The 16,200-nt window shown below is 64.6% G+C and carries 25 protein-coding genes and 1 riboswitch; of the genes, 11 read left to right on the forward strand and 14 right to left on the reverse strand.

Annotated features, from left to right (window positions below):
• Positions 1 to 128: 128 nt before the first annotated feature.
• The 4 genes from LB564_RS26905 to LB564_RS26920 form a co-directional block, all read right to left on the reverse strand.
• Positions 129 to 1,145, reverse strand: coding sequence for an ABC transporter substrate-binding protein (locus LB564_RS26905; protein WP_224542242.1), 1,017 nt, complete (start codon positions 1,143 to 1,145; stop codon positions 129 to 131).
• Positions 1,138 to 1,905, reverse strand: coding sequence for an ABC transporter ATP-binding protein (locus tag LB564_RS26910; protein WP_224542243.1), 768 nt, complete (start codon positions 1,903 to 1,905; stop codon positions 1,138 to 1,140). Before LB564_RS26910 ends, LB564_RS26905 begins: the two co-directional genes overlap by 8 nt.
• On the reverse strand, positions 1,902 to 2,654 hold the full coding sequence (locus LB564_RS26915; protein WP_263491674.1) for an ABC transporter permease: 753 nt from the start codon (positions 2,652 to 2,654) through the stop codon (positions 1,902 to 1,904). Before LB564_RS26915 ends, LB564_RS26910 begins: the two co-directional genes overlap by 4 nt.
• 114 nt (positions 2,655 to 2,768) lie before the next feature.
• The gene (locus LB564_RS26920) at positions 2,769 to 3,377 is read right to left on the reverse strand and encodes a Ykof family thiamine-binding protein (RefSeq protein WP_224542245.1); all 609 of its coding nucleotides are present in this window, start codon (positions 3,375 to 3,377) and stop codon (positions 2,769 to 2,771) included.
• A riboswitch (TPP riboswitch) is annotated at positions 3,368 to 3,481 on the reverse strand. (Overlaps the previous gene by 10 nt.)
• On the opposite strand from LB564_RS26920, the gene LB564_RS26925 reads away from it, so the two are divergent.
• Positions 3,476 to 4,072 carry a hypothetical protein gene (locus LB564_RS26925; protein WP_224542246.1) on the forward strand — a complete coding sequence of 199 codons (597 nt, stop codon included), beginning with the start codon at positions 3,476 to 3,478 and terminating at the stop codon, positions 4,070 to 4,072. Its footprint overlaps the riboswitch before it by 6 nt.
• Before the next feature lie 59 nt (positions 4,073 to 4,131).
• On the opposite strand, the gene LB564_RS26930 is transcribed toward LB564_RS26925, so the two are convergent.
• From LB564_RS26930 to LB564_RS26945, 4 genes are all read right to left on the reverse strand, one after another.
• Positions 4,132 to 5,118 carry a formyltransferase family protein gene (locus LB564_RS26930; RefSeq protein ID WP_224542247.1) on the reverse strand — a complete coding sequence of 329 codons (987 nt, stop codon included), beginning with the start codon at positions 5,116 to 5,118 and terminating at the stop codon, positions 4,132 to 4,134.
• Positions 5,119 to 5,257: 139 nt separating this feature from the next.
• On the reverse strand, positions 5,258 to 5,350 hold the full coding sequence (locus LB564_RS26935; RefSeq protein WP_140732131.1) for a putative RiPP precursor: 93 nt from the start codon (positions 5,348 to 5,350) through the stop codon (positions 5,258 to 5,260).
• 153 nt (positions 5,351 to 5,503) lie between these two features.
• Complete coding sequence (gene msrA / locus LB564_RS26940) at positions 5,504 to 6,022, reverse strand: peptide-methionine (S)-S-oxide reductase MsrA (protein ID WP_224542249.1); 519 nt, start codon at positions 6,020 to 6,022, stop codon at positions 5,504 to 5,506.
• Between the two features lie 182 nt (positions 6,023 to 6,204).
• Entirely contained in the window at positions 6,205 to 7,719 is a 1,515-nt protein-coding gene (locus LB564_RS26945) for a glycosyltransferase family 39 protein (protein WP_224542251.1), read from the reverse strand.
• 229 nt (positions 7,720 to 7,948) lie between these two features.
• Here LB564_RS26945 and LB564_RS26950 point away from each other — a divergent pair, with 229 nt between their 5' ends.
• A complete protein-coding gene (locus tag LB564_RS26950) occupies positions 7,949 to 8,656 on the forward strand; it encodes a hypothetical protein (protein ID WP_224542252.1) in 708 nt (235 codons plus the stop codon).
• A 138-nt stretch (positions 8,657 to 8,794) separates the two neighbouring features.
• Here LB564_RS26950 and LB564_RS26955 read toward each other — a convergent pair whose 3' ends face one another.
• Positions 8,795 to 9,121, reverse strand: a complete 327-nt coding sequence (locus tag LB564_RS26955; RefSeq protein WP_224542254.1) for a hypothetical protein — start codon at positions 9,119 to 9,121, stop codon at positions 8,795 to 8,797.
• Positions 9,114 to 9,518: a hypothetical protein gene (locus LB564_RS26960; protein WP_224542256.1), complete on the reverse strand. Its 405-nt coding sequence runs from the start codon at positions 9,516 to 9,518 to the stop codon at positions 9,114 to 9,116. Before LB564_RS26960 ends, LB564_RS26955 begins: the two co-directional genes overlap by 8 nt.
• Before the next feature lie 486 nt (positions 9,519 to 10,004).
• On the opposite strand from LB564_RS26960, the gene LB564_RS26965 reads away from it, so the two are divergent.
• Positions 10,005 to 10,274 carry a hypothetical protein gene (locus tag LB564_RS26965; protein ID WP_140702114.1) on the forward strand — a complete coding sequence of 90 codons (270 nt, stop codon included), beginning with the start codon at positions 10,005 to 10,007 and terminating at the stop codon, positions 10,272 to 10,274.
• A 79-nt stretch (positions 10,275 to 10,353) separates the two neighbouring features.
• On the forward strand, positions 10,354 to 10,659 hold the full coding sequence (locus LB564_RS26970) for a hypothetical protein (RefSeq protein WP_015317041.1): 306 nt from the start codon (positions 10,354 to 10,356) through the stop codon (positions 10,657 to 10,659).
• Positions 10,660 to 10,756: 97 nt separating this feature from the next.
• On the opposite strand, the gene LB564_RS26975 is transcribed toward LB564_RS26970, so the two are convergent.
• Positions 10,757 to 11,185 (reverse strand): DoxX family protein, encoded by a 429-nt coding sequence (locus LB564_RS26975; protein WP_224542257.1) that lies wholly within the window; start codon positions 11,183 to 11,185, stop codon positions 10,757 to 10,759.
• Positions 11,186 to 11,187: 2 nt separating this feature from the next.
• Here LB564_RS26975 and LB564_RS26980 point away from each other — a divergent pair, with 2 nt between their 5' ends.
• The 5 genes from LB564_RS26980 to LB564_RS27000 all read left to right on the forward strand — a co-directional run bounded on the left by LB564_RS26980 (position 11,188) and on the right by LB564_RS27000 (position 13,278).
• The gene (locus tag LB564_RS26980) at positions 11,188 to 11,427 is read left to right on the forward strand and encodes a hypothetical protein (protein WP_140702118.1); all 240 of its coding nucleotides are present in this window, start codon (positions 11,188 to 11,190) and stop codon (positions 11,425 to 11,427) included.
• 393 nt (positions 11,428 to 11,820) lie between these two features.
• Complete coding sequence (locus tag LB564_RS26985) at positions 11,821 to 12,000, forward strand: DUF3606 domain-containing protein (protein ID WP_015317039.1); 180 nt, start codon at positions 11,821 to 11,823, stop codon at positions 11,998 to 12,000.
• Between the two features lie 225 nt (positions 12,001 to 12,225).
• Positions 12,226 to 12,669 (forward strand): GFA family protein, encoded by a 444-nt coding sequence (locus tag LB564_RS26990; protein WP_224542259.1) that lies wholly within the window; start codon positions 12,226 to 12,228, stop codon positions 12,667 to 12,669.
• A gap of 115 nt (positions 12,670 to 12,784) precedes the next feature.
• Positions 12,785 to 13,021: a DUF982 domain-containing protein gene (locus LB564_RS26995; protein ID WP_140702122.1), complete on the forward strand. Its 237-nt coding sequence runs from the start codon at positions 12,785 to 12,787 to the stop codon at positions 13,019 to 13,021.
• Between the two features lie 11 nt (positions 13,022 to 13,032).
• Positions 13,033 to 13,278, forward strand: coding sequence for a DUF982 domain-containing protein (locus tag LB564_RS27000; RefSeq protein ID WP_140702124.1), 246 nt, complete (start codon positions 13,033 to 13,035; stop codon positions 13,276 to 13,278).
• Positions 13,279 to 13,346: 68 nt separating this feature from the next.
• Here the strand turns inward: LB564_RS27000 and LB564_RS31575 are convergent, their stop codons facing one another.
• The 3 genes from LB564_RS31575 to LB564_RS27010 form a co-directional block, all read right to left on the reverse strand.
• Positions 13,347 to 13,481 carry a hypothetical protein gene (locus tag LB564_RS31575; RefSeq protein ID WP_263491679.1) on the reverse strand — a complete coding sequence of 45 codons (135 nt, stop codon included), beginning with the start codon at positions 13,479 to 13,481 and terminating at the stop codon, positions 13,347 to 13,349.
• 91 nt (positions 13,482 to 13,572) lie between these two features.
• Positions 13,573 to 13,869 carry a hypothetical protein gene (locus LB564_RS27005; protein WP_224542260.1) on the reverse strand — a complete coding sequence of 99 codons (297 nt, stop codon included), beginning with the start codon at positions 13,867 to 13,869 and terminating at the stop codon, positions 13,573 to 13,575.
• A gap of 107 nt (positions 13,870 to 13,976) precedes the next feature.
• Positions 13,977 to 14,504: an MgtC/SapB family protein gene (locus LB564_RS27010; RefSeq protein WP_224542262.1), complete on the reverse strand. Its 528-nt coding sequence runs from the start codon at positions 14,502 to 14,504 to the stop codon at positions 13,977 to 13,979.
• 151 nt (positions 14,505 to 14,655) lie between these two features.
• On the opposite strand from LB564_RS27010, the gene LB564_RS27015 reads away from it, so the two are divergent.
• A complete protein-coding gene (locus LB564_RS27015) occupies positions 14,656 to 15,558 on the forward strand; it encodes an alpha/beta fold hydrolase (protein WP_224542263.1) in 903 nt (300 codons plus the stop codon).
• A 336-nt stretch (positions 15,559 to 15,894) separates the two neighbouring features.
• Positions 15,895 to 16,191, forward strand: coding sequence for a hypothetical protein (locus LB564_RS27020; RefSeq protein WP_224542264.1), 297 nt, complete (start codon positions 15,895 to 15,897; stop codon positions 16,189 to 16,191).
• The last annotated feature ends 9 nt before the right edge of the window (positions 16,192 to 16,200 follow it).

The following is a 16,200-nucleotide window of genomic DNA, read 5'->3' on the forward strand; positions in this document are numbered from 1 at the left end:
CACATCGGTCCTAAACCAGATCGAAATTGCCGGAAATCAAGGGCTGTAGCCGCGGTCTGCCCACCGCGACTTGGCCAGATCCCTCGCGCCGGCATCGGACGATCCTGTTCGCGGTTCCGCATCGATGCCTAGTTGAGATATTGATTGCTGAAATACGCCGCGAATTCAGGACGGTGCGAGACAATCTTGCCGTCGGCGTCATGCAGGATGCCGGCGGCGAAAAGGTAGGAGCCGATGGCTTCCATCTTGGCCGGATCCATGGTGCCGATGGCGCCATCTTGTCCGCGCAGATAGTGGCCTCCGATCAGTGCTTTCAGCGAGGCGTGAATCAAGGCCGGATTGGTCAAGGCATCCTTGTTGGCGGCGATCAGCAGCGTGGCGGCGTCATCTGGATGATCGACCGCAAATTGGTAGCCGCGCCGCGTTGCCTGGACGAAGAACGATGCCAGTTCGGGATTTGCCTGGAGATACGCTTCGCTCGAAGAGATGAGCGTCGTGTGCTCGTCCGGCACGCCGTGGTCGGCATAGACGAAGCCGCGCTGCTTGACGCCTTTGAGTTCGGCTTCGACGCCCTCCCAGGTCGACACTTCGAGCGTGAAGTCGACCGATCCGTTGGCCAGCGCCTCGTAGGCGGACGTGCCAAGCGTCACCGTCTCGAAATTGCCCTTGCCGCCATCGTGGCGAATGATGGTCGAAATCAGCGCCTTCTCCCAGGCACTGCCGAACCCGCCATAGGTCAGGCCATCCAGATCCCTAGGGCTTTTGATCTCGCCCCGCGCCGCATTGAACACCAGCCGGCCAGTCTCTGACTGCACCACGGCATAGACGGCCTTCAAGTCGGCGCCAGCGGTCTTCTGGGTGAAGAGGCTGATGGTGCCGTTGATGCCGAAATCGGCGACGCGGTTGGCGACAAGCGTACCGGCGCCGGTATCGCTGTAAGGCAGGATGTCGACCTCGAGGCCGGCCTCGCGATAAAATCCCTTATCTCGGGCGACGAACAGCCCGATGTGGTTGGTGTTGACCGTCCAGTCGAGGGCGACGGTGACCTTCCGCGTTGCCGCGAAGGAGCGGCTCGATCCGCTGATCAGCGGTATGCTACCGGCAAGAGTGAGCAGCAGAGCTTGCCTGCGCGTCAAGTCAGTCATGGTCATGTCCTTTGGAGGGCTGGAGGTTGAGCAGGATATCGAGAATCTCGGCCTCGAGGGCCCCTGCCTGCCTGGTCGCGGTGCCGGTCCGATCGCGCGGGCGCGGCAGCGGCACCCTGATCTCGCGCACGACACGCGCCGGCCGCGCGGAGAACACATAGATGCGGTCGGACAGGAACACGGCTTCGCGCACATCATGGGTAATCAGCAATGCCGTCCAGCGATGATGCCGCCACATCTGTTCGAGCCAGCGCTGCATGGCCGCGCGGGTCAGCGCATCGAGCGCGCCGAACGGCTCGTCGAGCAAAAGCATGTCGCGCTCCTGCACCACGGTGCGCAGCAGCGCCGCGCGCTGGCGCATGCCGCCTGAAAGCTGCGCCGGAAAATGCCGCTCGAAGCCGGCAAGCCCGAACTCGGCAAACAGCGGCGCGACCCGCGCCCGTGCCGCCTTGCGGCCGACGCCTTGCACTTCGAGCCCGAGCGTCGTGTTGTCGAGGATGCGCCGCCACGGCATCAGCGCGTCGCGCTGCGGCATGAAGGCGAAATGCCGGCCATGATCGTCCAGCGGCGCGCCGTCGAAGATCATCTCCCCCTCGCCGTGCTCGGCGCCGGTCAAAAGCTGGAACAGCGTCGATTTGCCGGCGCCCGATGGCCCAAGGATCGAGACGAACTCGCCGGCATCCACGCTGAGCGAAATGTCGGCGAGCACGTCGAGCCCGCCAAACGCCTTGCGCATATGCCGCAATTCGAGCCGGCTCATGCCTGCGGCCCTTTTCCCGCGGCTTGCCTGCCAGCGGCTCGTTCCCAGGGCATGGCAAGACGCTGCAGCAGCACCGTCAGTCCGAACAGGACGAGAGTAAGTGCGGCGCTGACACCGACGGCGGCCAGCACCAGGTCGGGACGGAAATTGTTCTTGGCGTTGAGCATATAGATGCCCAGCCCTTTGGCCGCGCCCGCATATTCGGCGAAGATGGCGCCGACGACGGCATAGGTGATGGAAATCCTGAGGCCAGCGAAGAAATAGGGCAGTGCCGAAGGCAACCGAGCCAGCATGAAGACCCGCCAGCGCCCCGCGCCCATGGCGCGCAGCATCTGTCCGATCTCGGCCTCGGTCGCTTCGTAGCCCTGCACCAGGGCCACCAGCATCGGGAAGAAGGTGACCAGTGCCACCAGCACGATCTTGGGCGTAAGCCCGAAACCGAACCACAGCACCACCAAGGGCGCGATCGCCACCAGCGGCAAGGTCTGGCTGACGATGAAGACGGGAAACAGCGCGCGCCGCAAAGGCTGGAAGAAGTCGACCAGCATCGACAGCGCGAAGGCGGCGCCAAGAGAAAAGGCAAAGCCGATCAGCGTCGCCCGGATGGTGGGGATGGCGTTGTCGACCAGAGCCTCGCGATTGAGGATCGCCTGTTCGAAGACGCGCGAGGGTGCAGGAAGAATGGTCGGCTTGATACCGGAATAATTCGCGTACAGCTCCCACGCCACGAGCAGCAACCCGACCGACATCACGGCCGGTGCCGCCTTGGCGAAGAAACCCGCAAAGTGGCGCGGGCGGTTGAATGACGATGAAGCCACGAGAGGTGAGACCCTTGACGGCCGTCGCGCACCAGCGCGAGCGGATCAGACAGCGGTGGGACTGTTGGCCGAGACCGTGACGTCGAGGGTTACGTGGCCTGCGCCTGGCCCGAAGCGGCAGAAAGCTTCATCGAGTGCCGAGAAGATCGCGCCGGCATCGCCGCGCAGCTTGGTGCAGAAATTCTTGGAGCGATCGTAGACGCCGGACTGCTTCAGGAAATCGATACAGCCATAGATCTCGTCCATGTGGTCGTCCGTGCCCATCACATAGAGAGAGAACTGCGCCGCCGCCCGCTGGCCAGTGGCGGGCGCGCCGCGCACGGCGGTGATGGCGGCTTGCTTGCGCGGACCAAGTGGCCCGGCAGGTCCGCCTGTCGCGTCGGAACGGCAGATCGGATCGTCCGGCTCACCCGGGCAGCCACGCGAAATGGTGGCCGACAGCACGCAATGTTTGCCGCTGCGGGAGGCGGCCACGAAAAGATCGCGCAGCGCCGGGAACAACACCTCGGGAGGGCCCACCAGCAAGGTCGAGATGTCGTCGGTCTCGATCCTGAGCCTGTCGCGCCATGGATCGAGCGCGCCGAGCGCACCCAGGATGACGCCGACGAAATCGTCGGCCATGGGATATAGGGAAACCTGTGCGCCTGAAAACATCGCCCGCCTCGCTCCGCTGGTATTACCCAGATCAGCTTCTAGGGTCTGTGGGCTTGCCGCCCCCGTCTCAGCCCCGACCGTACGGAGCACCCCTGTGGATGGCCGCGTTAAAGCACCATTCGATCGGTTGGGGAAGCGGTTTTTCGGCAGGTCGCGCCAAAAGCATTGCGCCAGCGCGAAGGCGGTCGGGCATTGCGGCGCGGAATTTGTCTGGAACCTTCACCGCGCCGAGAGGTTGTCCCAACAGTCGCCGGACGCGATTCCAGGAAAAGTGTGAAGCGGTTTTCCGTCGGGATTTGCGTCAAACCAGAGAGATCGGCGGTTCATCGTTTCGGCGGAACCGGGCACCGATCCAGGCGACCAGTTTACAGAAATGGAGACAGACCATGTTCATGAAAATCCTCACGGCTTCGGCCTTCACCATTGCCCTGGCAACATCCGCCATGGCGCAAAGCAACAGCGCGGCCGGCGCGGATGGGTCCAGCGGCAGCGGCAAGTCGGTCACGGTGGACCCAAGCACGCCGGCCTCGCCCAATACGATCGATTCGGGCGCAACCAACAGCACGACCACCACGCCAGGCGACATGAATTCCAATGCGGACCGGAATTGCCCGACCAATCCCCAGGGCGCGCAGATGGATGCCAATGGCAACGCCACCGCCCCGACCGTGAACGACAACAACTGCGGCAAGTAGTTTTCGATCGCGGCATGAAAACCGCGGACGCAGGTCCGCGGTTTTCATGTGCATTTGGTCTAGGGGCCGTCCGGCGACACCTCGCGCGGCGATTGGCTATCCACCGCGCCAAAGACCCTTATATCAGGCCGTGGGTTTCCAGCTTGCGAGCGCGCGAACACCGCGTGCATTTTCATCAGCCGCTTGAGCAGGCGACCATGGATGAGGTACCGGACCCGGCCATCGGCGAGATCGAACTCGATCCTGCCCCATCGCCTTACCGGGCCCTTTCCAGTTGGCGGGCCAAGTCGATTGACCTCGAAGGCCAGCCTGACCCTGCGGCCGGCGACATCCATATAGATACCGGGATTGGCACCCAGGACATGCCACAGCCGGGCAACGTGCTCGATCAACATGTCGGATGAGATCATCGTGTGGTGCCGCTCTAGTCGCGCCCAGACGAAATCACCGGCTGGCTGAGGCAGCCCAGACACCAGACCCCTGCAATAGGCTGGCGCCACCTCGCGCACCAACCCGCGCATCGCGGTCGCCACGCTGTGGACCATATCGCGCCGCGATGCCCAGTCCGCTTCGGAGAACGGCACCTGCCCGAGGATGTCGCCGTCGTCAAAATTGGCGGTCATCTTGTGCAATGTCACCCCGCCATGGACGGCATGCTGGCCGTCCGCGACCAGGCGATGGAGAGGATGCGGACCCCGGTAATTGGGTAGCAGCGCCGGATGAAAATTGAGCCCACCCTTGGGAAAGAGGTCGAGCACCTGCTGTGGGATCAAGGTCGGGAAAGCGTAGCAGATCAGCACATCCGCGGCGATGCCGGGCAATTGCCGGGCGAGCTCGTTCCACTCGTAAGGCCGGCCGAATTCGATCACCTTGACCGGCGTGTTGCCAAGATAGCGCCTGAGGAGAGACCAGCGCTTCAGCCTGCGCCGAAAATTGCCGATGCTCAAGCCTCTGCGCTGAAAACCAGGCACGATGATTGCGCCGATACGGTTGCCCGCCTCGATCCAACCGGACAGCAGCGGCCCGGTGTAGGCAGTAACGTCCATTATGAAAACGGCATTGAGTTGGCCGACACGGGCCTCAGGCTGGGAAGACATCATCTGTCAGGCGCCTGACGAAGCAAGACATCGCTTGCCGCCACGCGCCCTCACGCACCCGTCCTGGCAGGACCAAAAGGCCAGTCGGTCAGCCCGGCTTGGGAGAGAGCGGCCCGGCCGCGGCGACACTGGAGAGTCTTTCCCGCTTCACCAGCACGGGCTTTTCGTAGATCTTCCGCATGCTCACCCCCTGAAAATCAAATCAACCCGCACAGTTGGTCAGCAACGCAGCGAGCTGTCAACCACTGGGCAGTGGTCAACGCCGCTATCCCCATGGTCTTATGGCAATTGGCGGGCGTTTATATCAGCCGCCGCCAAAAATCGACACGTGAACTTACGAAACGGCTTTTTCACGAACCGGCAGCTTCCAGCCCGGCCTGACGAAATGGCAGGTGTAGCCGTTGGGATATTTCTCCAGATAGTCCTGATGCTCGGGCTCGGCCTCCCAGAACGCTCCGACCGGTGCGAGCTCGGTGACAACCTTGCCGGGCCACAGGCCGGAAGCATCGACATCGGCGATGGTGTCCTCCGCCACGCGCTTCTGCTCCTCGCTTGTGTAGTAGATCGCCGAGCGATAGCTCATCCCGACATCGTTGCCTTGGCGGTTGCGCGTCGTCGGATCGTGGATCTGGAAGAAGAATTCCAAAAGCTGGCGGAAGCTGATTTTTGCCGGATCGAAGCTGATCTCGATGGCTTCGGCATGCGTGCCATGATTGCGATAGGTGGCGTTCGGCACGTCGCCGCCACTGTAGCCGACACGCGTGGCGAGGACGCCCGGCATGCGCCGGATCAGATCCTGCATGCCCCAGAAGCAGCCGCCGGCAAGCACTGCGCGTTCACTGGAAGTCGCCATGTAACGTCTCCTCAAAGGCAATTCCGGAGAAAGTATAGCAGCTTTCCCCTGGGGAATTGCGCGGCAACAATTTGGACAGCCCATAAATGGGCATTGTCGCCTGCTTCGTCCAGTCGGAAGAATGGCCATTCGGTTGGGCCCGTGAAAGACGCCGCGTAGGCAACGGGATTGCGTGACGCCGCTCAGACGCGCGGATGCCTGGTCCGACTGCTGGCGGCGACCGGCAGATATTGGATACCGGGCGGAATGGCCGCAAAGCTGATCGCCACCGGCGGCGCCTCGCGCGACCAGTTGAAGAGAACGGTCTTGACCGGGATGTTGTCCAGCCATGGCCGCAGCAGTGACGGCACGTTGCGACCCGGCCAAACCATCAGCATGCCATGGTCGCGCAGCCGCTGCCTCGTGATCCAGGGCGCGAATCGCATATCGAGATCGGTGAAGATAGACGGCTTGTCATAGGCGTTGAGGCCCGCCAGCATGGCAAGATTGGTGTCGCCACCGACGATGTCGAGCCGGCCCGGCGCCGCCGCGTGCCAGATTGCCTCGGCCTCGTCCGAAATCGGCCGCGCTGGCCAGCAGACGGCGTCCATCCGCCCGCGCACATTGCAGTCCGTCCAGCGGATGGCGGCATAAGCGCCCGACATGGTCCCGATGCAGATCAAGGCGCAGATCGCCAACCTTTGCATCTCGACGGCGCCGAGCCGGTGACCGAGAAAGGCGAGCGCGACGACGCCGACGAGATTGTACATCGGCGCTCCCCAGGCCTCGCCGGTGCCGGTGAACAACGAGGCGACCATGATCAGCGCCGCCGGCCCAAGCCCCATCCAGCAGAGATAGACGAGCATGCGGCGCTCGACGGGCGCTTGCGGGACAGGTGAGCGCCGCAACAGCCCCGATAGCGCCAGGACCAGGAGAAAGCCGGAAAGCCCGGCCAGCTGGACCCCGATATAGTAGAGCCGCGCACGGTGTTCGCTCACCCATGCGTCGCGGCCGGCGAAATAGGTGAAGGGCAGGAAATCCATACGGTAGAGTGCAACGGCCAGCGGCGCGGCGACGGCGAGAAAAACCGCCAGGCCGAGCCACGGCCAGGGTGTCGCCAGCCGGCTGCGCGCACGTGGATCGTACAGCAGCCAGAGAGCGCCGAAGGCAAGCAGCAGGCCGGTGGAGAACTTGGCGTAGAGCCCGGCGCCGGACACCAGTCCGAGCGCCAGCCACCAGCCCGGCCCACCGCCGCGGCCGGCGCGCCACAGCAGCCAGCAGATCGCCGCCCAGAACGGCATCTGCGCATAGTCGTGATTGAATTGCGGCGTCGGCCAGCCGAAGAAATAGACCGACGGCATCAAAAGCACGGCGGCCAGCGCGCGGCGCTGCCCGAGCATATCGCGGGCCAGCAGATAGACCAGGACGAAAGTGGCCGAGATCATCAGTTGCGCCAGCATATACTGAGGCCAGCGGAACGATCCGGTCAGGAGATGGCTGGCCTCGAGCAGCCAGCCGGGGAGCTGCGGGTGCTTGTAGGTCAAAAGCACCCATTCGCGGCCCCACATGAAGCCTTCCACGACATCGCCGGGCGGCGCGGGATCGATGAGTGCCGGCACCACGGTCCAGCACAGGGTCTGCACCAGGCACAAAAGCGCCAACACATGCCAGGGGCGACGAAACAGGGCGGACCAGACCGACGCCGAATCCAGACCCACGGCGGGCAATCCTGCCGGCGCCCAACCATCCATGGAGTCGTCAATTCCCGTCATGCGGCGCTTAAACCACACCACCCGGTTTGCCGAACAGCCCCAACGTCAAAGCTTACAAAAAAGTATACTTGCCGGCCATTGCAACACCAAGATTGAGCGGGAAATTCGGCGCCTCGCCGCCCTTCCCGGGCAGAATAGCCCGCACGGCTGATCCAGCCTCGACATCCGGACATCAATGCGTCACCAGCATGCCATCATTCATCACCGCGCGCTCGACTTCTGGCTGGCGCGCGCGGCGGTCCTCGTCATCATCTGCCTGCAGCTTCTGGTGATCAACGATCTCTCGTTCGGCCCCCGCTGGCTGGCGCCGGCGCTGGAGGCCGCCCTGCTCGTGCCGCTGTCCGTGGCCACCGCCTGGACGCAGGTCGCCACCCAGAAAGCGGTCGAGGAGGAGCACTGGTACCTGGTCGGCCGGTTTCGCGTCATGATCCGCAGGACGGCCCTGGTGATGACCGGCGTCGTCAGCGTCATGAATTGCGGTTCGCTGGTGTTCCTCGTGCGCGCATTGCTGGCGGGCCATGCCGGCTCCAGCGGCCAGACGCTGCTGATCGACGCGCTCAACATCTGGGTCACCAATGTCATCGTCTTTGCCTTGTGGTTCTGGAGCACCGACCGCGGCGGGCCGCCGACCTGCGGCCTCGTCAACCGCGCTCATTCCGATTTCCTGTTTCCACAAATGACCTTGAACGACCGTGAGATCCGCGACTGGCTGCCTGGCTTCGTCGACTATTTCTTCCTCGCCTTCACCAACGCGACGGCATTTTCACCGACCGACACCTTGCCGCTTTCCCGGCGCGCCAAGCTTTTGATGATGGCGGAGGCGATGATCTCGCTGCTGACGATCGCGCTGGTCGCGGCCCGCGCCGTCAACATCCTGGCCTGATGGGGAACAGGGCCTCGTTTGCGTGAAAACCATGAGCGGCCCGAAAACGAAAAAAGCCCACCCCGGCGTGAGCCAGGGCGGGCTTTGGTGCGATCGAGCCGTCAAGTGCCGGTTCACGAAACAGGGCAAGGCCCGGCTTCAGTCCTCCGGGACGGACCTGAATTTCCGCACGATCGCCTCGAACAAAATGTCCGAAAGCGTGTCCAGTTGGTTGATGGCGGCATCGATGTCCTTGGGCAGCACCGAAAGCACGATCTTCAGATACTGGTCCGGCTTGTCGGCCCGCACCTCGGCCAGCACGCCGGCGCCATGCACGCGAAAGTCGGCGCGGACGGCGGCGAGGAAATCGTCACCCAGTGTCTTCTTCGTCCGCGCGCGGGGTTTGCGCGGCGGCGCGGGGGTGGCGGCGGCTTTGCGCCTCGGCGGCCTTGCCTTGCGGCGCGCCGGCCCGGTTTCGTCAGTCATGGCTCCGCGCCCCGGCATTGGTATCACCGGCATTGACATCACCGGCGGCCTTCGGCGCTGCCTGCCTGGCACGCCTGGCCGGCTTTTTCGAGCGGGCGGATTTCTTCCTGGCCTTCCCGCCGCGCTTCGGCGTCGCGGCCCGTATGGGCTTTGCCACAGCAACAGGCCTGGCAGCCTTGAGCCGGGCCATGGCGAGGCCTATGAGCTGTCCGCCGATACCAGCCTGCGGAAAGCTGAAGCAGCCCGCCTCGTCCCGCACCATGCCGATCAGCACGGCGGGCGCGACCAGCTCGACGCGCCCAAGGCGCGCGACCGGCGCCGCGCCCTCGAATTCGCCGACGGCGCTGACGATCTCGCGGCCGTCATCGCCGGTGATGATGGTGGCATAGCGGGGCATGGGATTTCTCGCGTCTCGCGGCGGCAGCGCTCTACGGCGCCCCCCTCTGTCCCGCTGGACATCTCCCCCTCTTGGGGGGAGATTAAGCACTCGCCGGCTTTCGCCAATTTCCAACGTCTGCTGGAGTGGCGGAGCGCCAAAGCTGCAAATCTCCCCCCAAGAGGGGGAGATGGCCGGCAGGCCAGAGGGGGGCGCTGTCCCGCCAGCATTCAAGATTGGCAACAACCAATGACGCCCCACAGGGATGGCGCCAAAAACAAAAACCCGCCTGGCGGCGGGTTGGTGGCGCAAATCAGCACCATGGATGGATTTATAGCATCGTTGCCCTCACCCAGTCAACGATCTTATAGGAAAAAATTCACATTTCGCCAAGGAGCACCATCCCCGCCCTCCACAATCATCCGGCTTTTCAGGAGCCTGCTCCTGTGAAATCATCGGCGGCAGCTCATGGAATGATTCCCGTCGCACGGCCTTTTGGAGAGGACGATGGACAGACCAGCCATGGCATCCGTCTTCAGGATGCGGCATGCTCCGGCCACGATTTCCGGTGTGCGCAGCACTGGCCAGGGCCAGGCGGACCCCGTCATCCGTGTGCACTCGCTTGGCGAGGCGATCCGCTTCGTCGCCAGCGCCTACCCCAATTACGACATCAGCGCCGCGGCCATAGACTGCGGCGATCCATCGATCCCGCGCCTAGGCGGCCCGGAGGTCAGGGCGCTATGGCGCGAATATGGCGAGCGCCTGACGCAGGAATAGGCGCGGTCGGCCGAATGGCCTCCTGGGATCGGAAACGCCGCTGACGCGTTTCCACTGCGATCAACCGAGGGAGCAATCCATGAACGTCGCCAACCTGCAACTCGAAGGCCTGCTGATGGCCGTCGCCTCGATCAACCACGTCCTAGTCAAAAAGGGCGTGCTGACATCGGAAGAGATCGACATTGCGCTGCGCAAGGCCGAGGCCTCGGAAACCGGTGAGGAGCGATCGGATGGCATGTCGGCGTCGAACCGCGACGCCGTCAATTTTCCGATCCGGCTGCTGGAACTCGCCAACCAGTGCCAGCCGGAAGCCGACATGCCGTCCTTCTCGAAGCTGGCCCGCATGGTCGGCCAGATGAAGGAGCCCTACAACGACCAGATGTGAGACGCTACCCCGGGCGGGCGGCTTACGCCCTGCCCCGGGCGGGCGGCTCAAGCCCTGCCCCGGGCGGGCTCCTCAAGCCCTGCCCCGGGCGGGCTCCTTACGCCCTGCCCGGCCATCCCAGGTTCAGCGCCAGTATCTTTCCCGGCCCGTGCACGGCGGCGAACAGCAATCCGGCAATGAAGGAAAAATGGTCGATGAAGAAGCCGAACTCGGCCTGGTTGCCGGCCCAGTGGCTGGGGCCGTGGAAGGCAAGGGCCAGGAACAGCACATAGGCGGCCGCGACCAGGGCGGCCTGCGAGAAGAAGGCGCCGCTCAGCAAACACAGCACCAGCGCGATTTCCAGGATCGCCGCGCACCAGGCGAGGAAAAGCGGAAACGGAAAGCCGGCGGCCGCGATATAGCCGGCCGTGGCCTCCATGCCCATGAACTTGAAGGTTACCGCCATCAGGAACACGCCGGCGAAGATCAGGCGGGCAATGAGAAGGGCCGCGGTGTGCCACGGCGATTGTGCGATTTGCGACGTCATGCTTGTTCTCCAGCTTCATCTGCCCCAAGGACGCGCCGCCCAGCGCCGATCCGACATGTCGGGCGAAAATTCTTTCCCATCGCTCGAAGCTGGGACAAGACATGGCCAAGGCCTTGACCGTCGGCGCGCCGCAACTGGAGCTGGTCCGGGAGATCGCGCTTTCCCGGCAACCACCTTTAGAAATCCTCATGATCGCGAAACTTGTCGGTAACCTCAGGCGTGGTATTGTTAGCCGGGGCTAATGCACAGCTGTGTCTGGTGATGGGTAGGCAGGAATGGGCGCAAGCGTCAGGTTGGGGACGAGATCCTATCTCGTCCGGTCACCGGTACTGGAATGCAGCGGTTGCGGCGGCACCGGGCAGGTTTTCCAATGCCCGCGCTGGACAAGTTCCAACGGGCTTTGCTGCCCTGCGGGCACGCATCACCGTGGCTGTCCCGGCGCCAGCGCGCCTTGCGCCGAATGCGGCGACACCGATAGCGCCGAGCCGGTCCAGCCGTCGGCCTGATCGGCGGCCGGCCTTGTCGGGCCTGTCGGGGCATGCCATGGAACCAGCAGCGTCGATCGTTGTTATGTCTGATCGCGGCATCGCGTGCCGGACAGGCACGCGACCATGCGGCTGAAAGAGAGGCCCGATATGCCCGACGACAAATCCAAGACCAAACAGGACCGCAAGCTGGTCTCGAGCGAGGAGACCTACGAGGTCGCCGCCTTCGCGCGCAAATACGGCATTCCGCAAAGCGAGGCGCAGACCATCATCAAGCGCTACGGCCCGTCGCGCAAGAAGCTCGACAACCACATGGCCGCGCGCGGGTAGACGGGCCGCGCGGCAACCATTTCGCTGGGATGGGCGTTGAAGGGTGATGCTGCGGGCCGCGTCAACCGGGCCCGGCGGTACGGTGAACAGGATGTCTTTTTCCCGGTTTCTCATCCTGGCCAACGAAATGGCAGACGAGCACCTGTCCCGCCCGGCCCGCGGCATGCCAAACTGGTGACGCCATGGCAATGGCGGAGCCGAACTGGCGAACGGAGGGCCTCGACCATGTCCGAGACAACACGCAGGACCGGCAGCTGCCTGTGCGGCGGCGTGCATTTCGTCGTCACCGGCCAGCCGTCGCGGGTCGGTCTCTGCCATTGCAAGGACTGCCGCAAGGCGGGCGGTTCGGTCTATTCGGCCTTTGCCATCTGGCCGCGCGATGTCTTCGAGACGACGGGCGAGGTCGCCAGCTACGGCACGCGCAGCTTTTGCCCGACCTGCGGCAGCCGCGTCGCCTGGGTCGGCGAGGACGAGGTCGAGGTTATGCTCGGCAGCCTCGACATCGCACCGACGGATCTGACGCCGCGCTATGAATTGTGGGTCGGACGGCGCGAAACCTGGCTCCATGCCTTGCCCGCTGCCGAACAGTTCGAGCATGATCGGCCGCGGGCCGAAGGCACCGATCCGGCCACGCCAAGACCGCTGTCCGACGCCGTCGCGCACGACTGAAAACAAGATTGAAAATTGATCTCGCCGGCTGGGAACCCTGCCCTGTGGGCCACGTTGTCAGGCGCTTCCTCTGTGCATGTCACCATCTCGACATGCATGATTCTTGGAGACGACCGTGAACGACAAGATGTTTCCCCGACCGATCCGCCTGAAATTCGCCCCCGAGCGGGAGCGCGTGGTGCGCAGCGCCTGGGAGGGGCTGGAATGCCTTGGCGACTGGCCCGCTGGCCATGGCCGGCAATACCGCGCGGCCCTGCGCTCCTGCCGCGATGCGCTGGATGGCTGGACGCCGGCGGAAAAGGCGATGCGGGCGATGATCGACGCCGCGCGCGAAGCGCGCATCCTCCAGTAGCGGGACACGACATGGGCGATCTGATGCTGTCGACACCGCTGCGGGTCAAGCCGCATGGCTCGGACACGATCCGTGAGGTGGCCACGCTTCAGGACGCCAGCGAAATCCTGATCGACTGGCCGCAGGCCAAGCGTGGCCCTTTCTACCAGACCGCGCGCGAAAAGGTCGAGGCGGCGCTGCAAAACAATGAAGGCGCGGCCCAGGCGCAGGAGGCCTTCACCGCGCTCTGCGATCACGCCGGCCTGCTGGTGCGCTAACAGCTGTCAGCCATACCAAACGAAAAGCAGGCGAAACTCGCCTGCTTTTCGTCGTGACGCCGCTTCGATCATTGCGTGGGCAGATCGCTGTCCACGATCGGATGCGAGGCCTCGAAGCCAAAATTCCTCGGTGCCATCAGCATCAGGACGATCACGATGGCAATAGAGGCAAGCAACGTCGCGGTATTGGCAATATCTTTCACGGCCCCATCCTTTCAGATCCAGTTCGTCGGCAGAAACGTTTCCTGATCTTCGAGGTTCCGCTGACGCAGCGACAATGTCGCCTGACCGTCTCTATTGCTTGGGCGGCTGAGCCGGCACTTCGCCCGGCTTGATGACCGGCGTCTTGCCTTCGTCGGGGGCCGGCGCGGCCATGCCCTGGTCGCCGGTGGCCGGCGGCTTCAGCACGCCGCCGCAATCGCTGAGCTTTTCGCTGAGGTCGCCGCCGCCGGACGGCTGCTTGGCGCCCTGATCGGTTTGTGCCCGGCACTTGTCGGCCTGCTGGTTCGGCGCCTGCTGACCCGTCTGTGCCGCCGCCGGCACAGCCAGGGCCAGCATCGCGGCGCATGATGCAATGGCGAGAGGGTTCATCTCGGCCTCCTTCGTTGAAGCCGCCCGCGGCGGCCTTCCCTTCACGGGGACAACGCCCGTGAGCCCAAAAGGTTGGCGATGGATCTGGCCTGGGTTTGTCGAGAGGCTTACTCGCGGGGCCGGGCCGCGGCGGCCGGAGCGGCTTTCTTCTCGTCCTCCCCCGCAAGGCCGGCCCTGGGTTCGAGCCGGTGCAGAAGCCCCGCCACGACAAGCACGATCAGCGTGGCGAACCCGGCCACCTGCCACAGGCCAAGGCCGCAGGCGACGCCGATCGCGCCCGCCAGCCACATCCCGGCGCCGGTCGTCAGCCCATGAACCTCGCCGCGCGAAAACAGGATCGAGCCGGCGGCGAGGAAGGCAACGCCCGCCGTCACCGCCTCGACGACGCGGATCGGATCGACCTTGACGGAATCCTGCGCGAACATCGGCGCATGGATGATCTCGACCGTCAGTATGCCGAAGGTGGCGGCGGCGACGCAGATCAGGATATGCGTGCGCAGCCCGGCCGGCCGATTGCGCCATTCGCGCTCGAAGCCGATGACCGCCCCGTAAAGCGTCGCCAGCAACAGCCGCGCCGCGACGACCGGAAACGAGGTGTAGGTGGGATGGCCGAATTCCTCGACGAGCTGTTCCATGATGTCCCTTTGACGATGAGAGACTTTCCAACGTAGGCGGTGGACCCGTGGTTCCCCAGGATCGCCGTGGGCCGGCGCGAAGGCCGGCGCTTGCGCAAAAGAACTGCAACCAACCCCGTTCTCCAGCCGTTGCCCGTGCCGGAGGCCAGCCATGTTCGAGCATTTCCAGCCTATCGACATCGATCTCGGCGATACTGGCATCTTCGTGCGCCGCGCCGGTGATGGACCCCCGGTGCTATTGCTGCATGGCTTTCCGCAAACCCACCTGATGTGGCGCGATATCGCGCCGGTGCTCGCCGATCGTTTCACTGTCCTATGCGCCGACCTGCGCGGCTATGGCCGCAGCACCTGTCCGCCATCGAGCGCCGATCATGCGCCCTATGCCAAGCGGGCCATGGCCTCCGACATGGTGGCGATGATGGCCAGGCTCGGCTTCACCAGCTTCATGGTCGCCGGCCATGACCGGGGCGGCCGTGTCGCCTACCGCATGGCGCTCGACCACCCCGGCCGCGTCGCGAAACTCGCCGTGCTCGACATCGTGCCGACGGCGGACGCCTGGGACCGGGCCGACGCCCGGCTGGCCCTTGGCTACTGGCCGTGGTCGCTGCTGGCGCAGCCCGAACCCTTGCCGGAAACGATCCTGGCGAGCGCGGCCGAAGCCATCGTCGACAATGCGCTGGGCGGCTGGGGTTCAGCGCCCGATGTCTTCCCAGCCGCCATCCGCCAGGCCTATGTCGATGCCTTGCGCGACCCCGCCCATATCCACGCGATCTGTGAGGAATACCGGGCGGCGGCAACGCTCGACCGCGCGCACGACCAAGCCGACAAGACCGCCGGCCGGCGCATCGCCTGCCCGGTGCTGGCACTGTGGAGCGGGCAAGGCGCGCTCGCCGAATGGTATGCCGATGAAGGCGGACCGCTGGCGCTATGGCGAAGCTGGGCCGACGACGTGCGTGGCCGCGCTATGGCGGGCGGCCATTTCTTCCCCGAGGAAGCGCCGGGGCAAACGGCTGGCGCGCTGATCGATTTCTTCGGCGAGGCCGGTGCCGGCTAGCACCGCCGCTCAGCGGCCGGACGTGCGCGGCGTAGCCTCGCCGTCGGGTTGATCGGGCCGGAAAGGATCGGGTCTTTGCGGACACGCCTCGAAGTGGTGGTCGCGGCCGCCGCAGAACGAACAGCACATCGCTTCGCGGCCCTCATTGCCGGGCCACCATTGTGGTGTTTCGTAAGGCTTCCTACCATCCATGCCCAGCAATGCGCGACGCCCGATTTGGTTGCGCTCCGCCGGCGTCGCGGAACCAACGGACTTCAAAAGGGTTGTGTGCCACAATGCAAGCGGCCATTTCAGGAAGAATCCGGACCGCCGCGTGCGCAATCGAAGAGAACCGTCATGTCCGCTCGTGCCCTGACCATGCTGATGACCGTGAGCACCGTGCTGGCGACGACCGCTCTGGCCGACGCCCGGCCAGACAGCCGCGCCATGGGCTGCGCCGAGATCCACGCCATGATCCAGGGCCGTCGCGCCGTGGTCCTGACCACCGGCCCCAACACCTATGACCGCTATGTCAGGCAGTTCGGCAATGAGTGCGACTGGCCCGAAGTGCCGATGTCGGCCTACATCCCGTCCCGCGACGGCGACTGCCCGGTCTATCGCTGCGAAGAGCCGGTCAACAATTTCCCGAATTGACCGCAAGCT

The sequence above is a fragment of the Mesorhizobium sp. ES1-6 genome (assembly GCF_020164775.1).
In the GTDB taxonomy this organism is placed as follows: Bacteria; Pseudomonadota; Alphaproteobacteria; order Rhizobiales; family Rhizobiaceae; genus Mesorhizobium.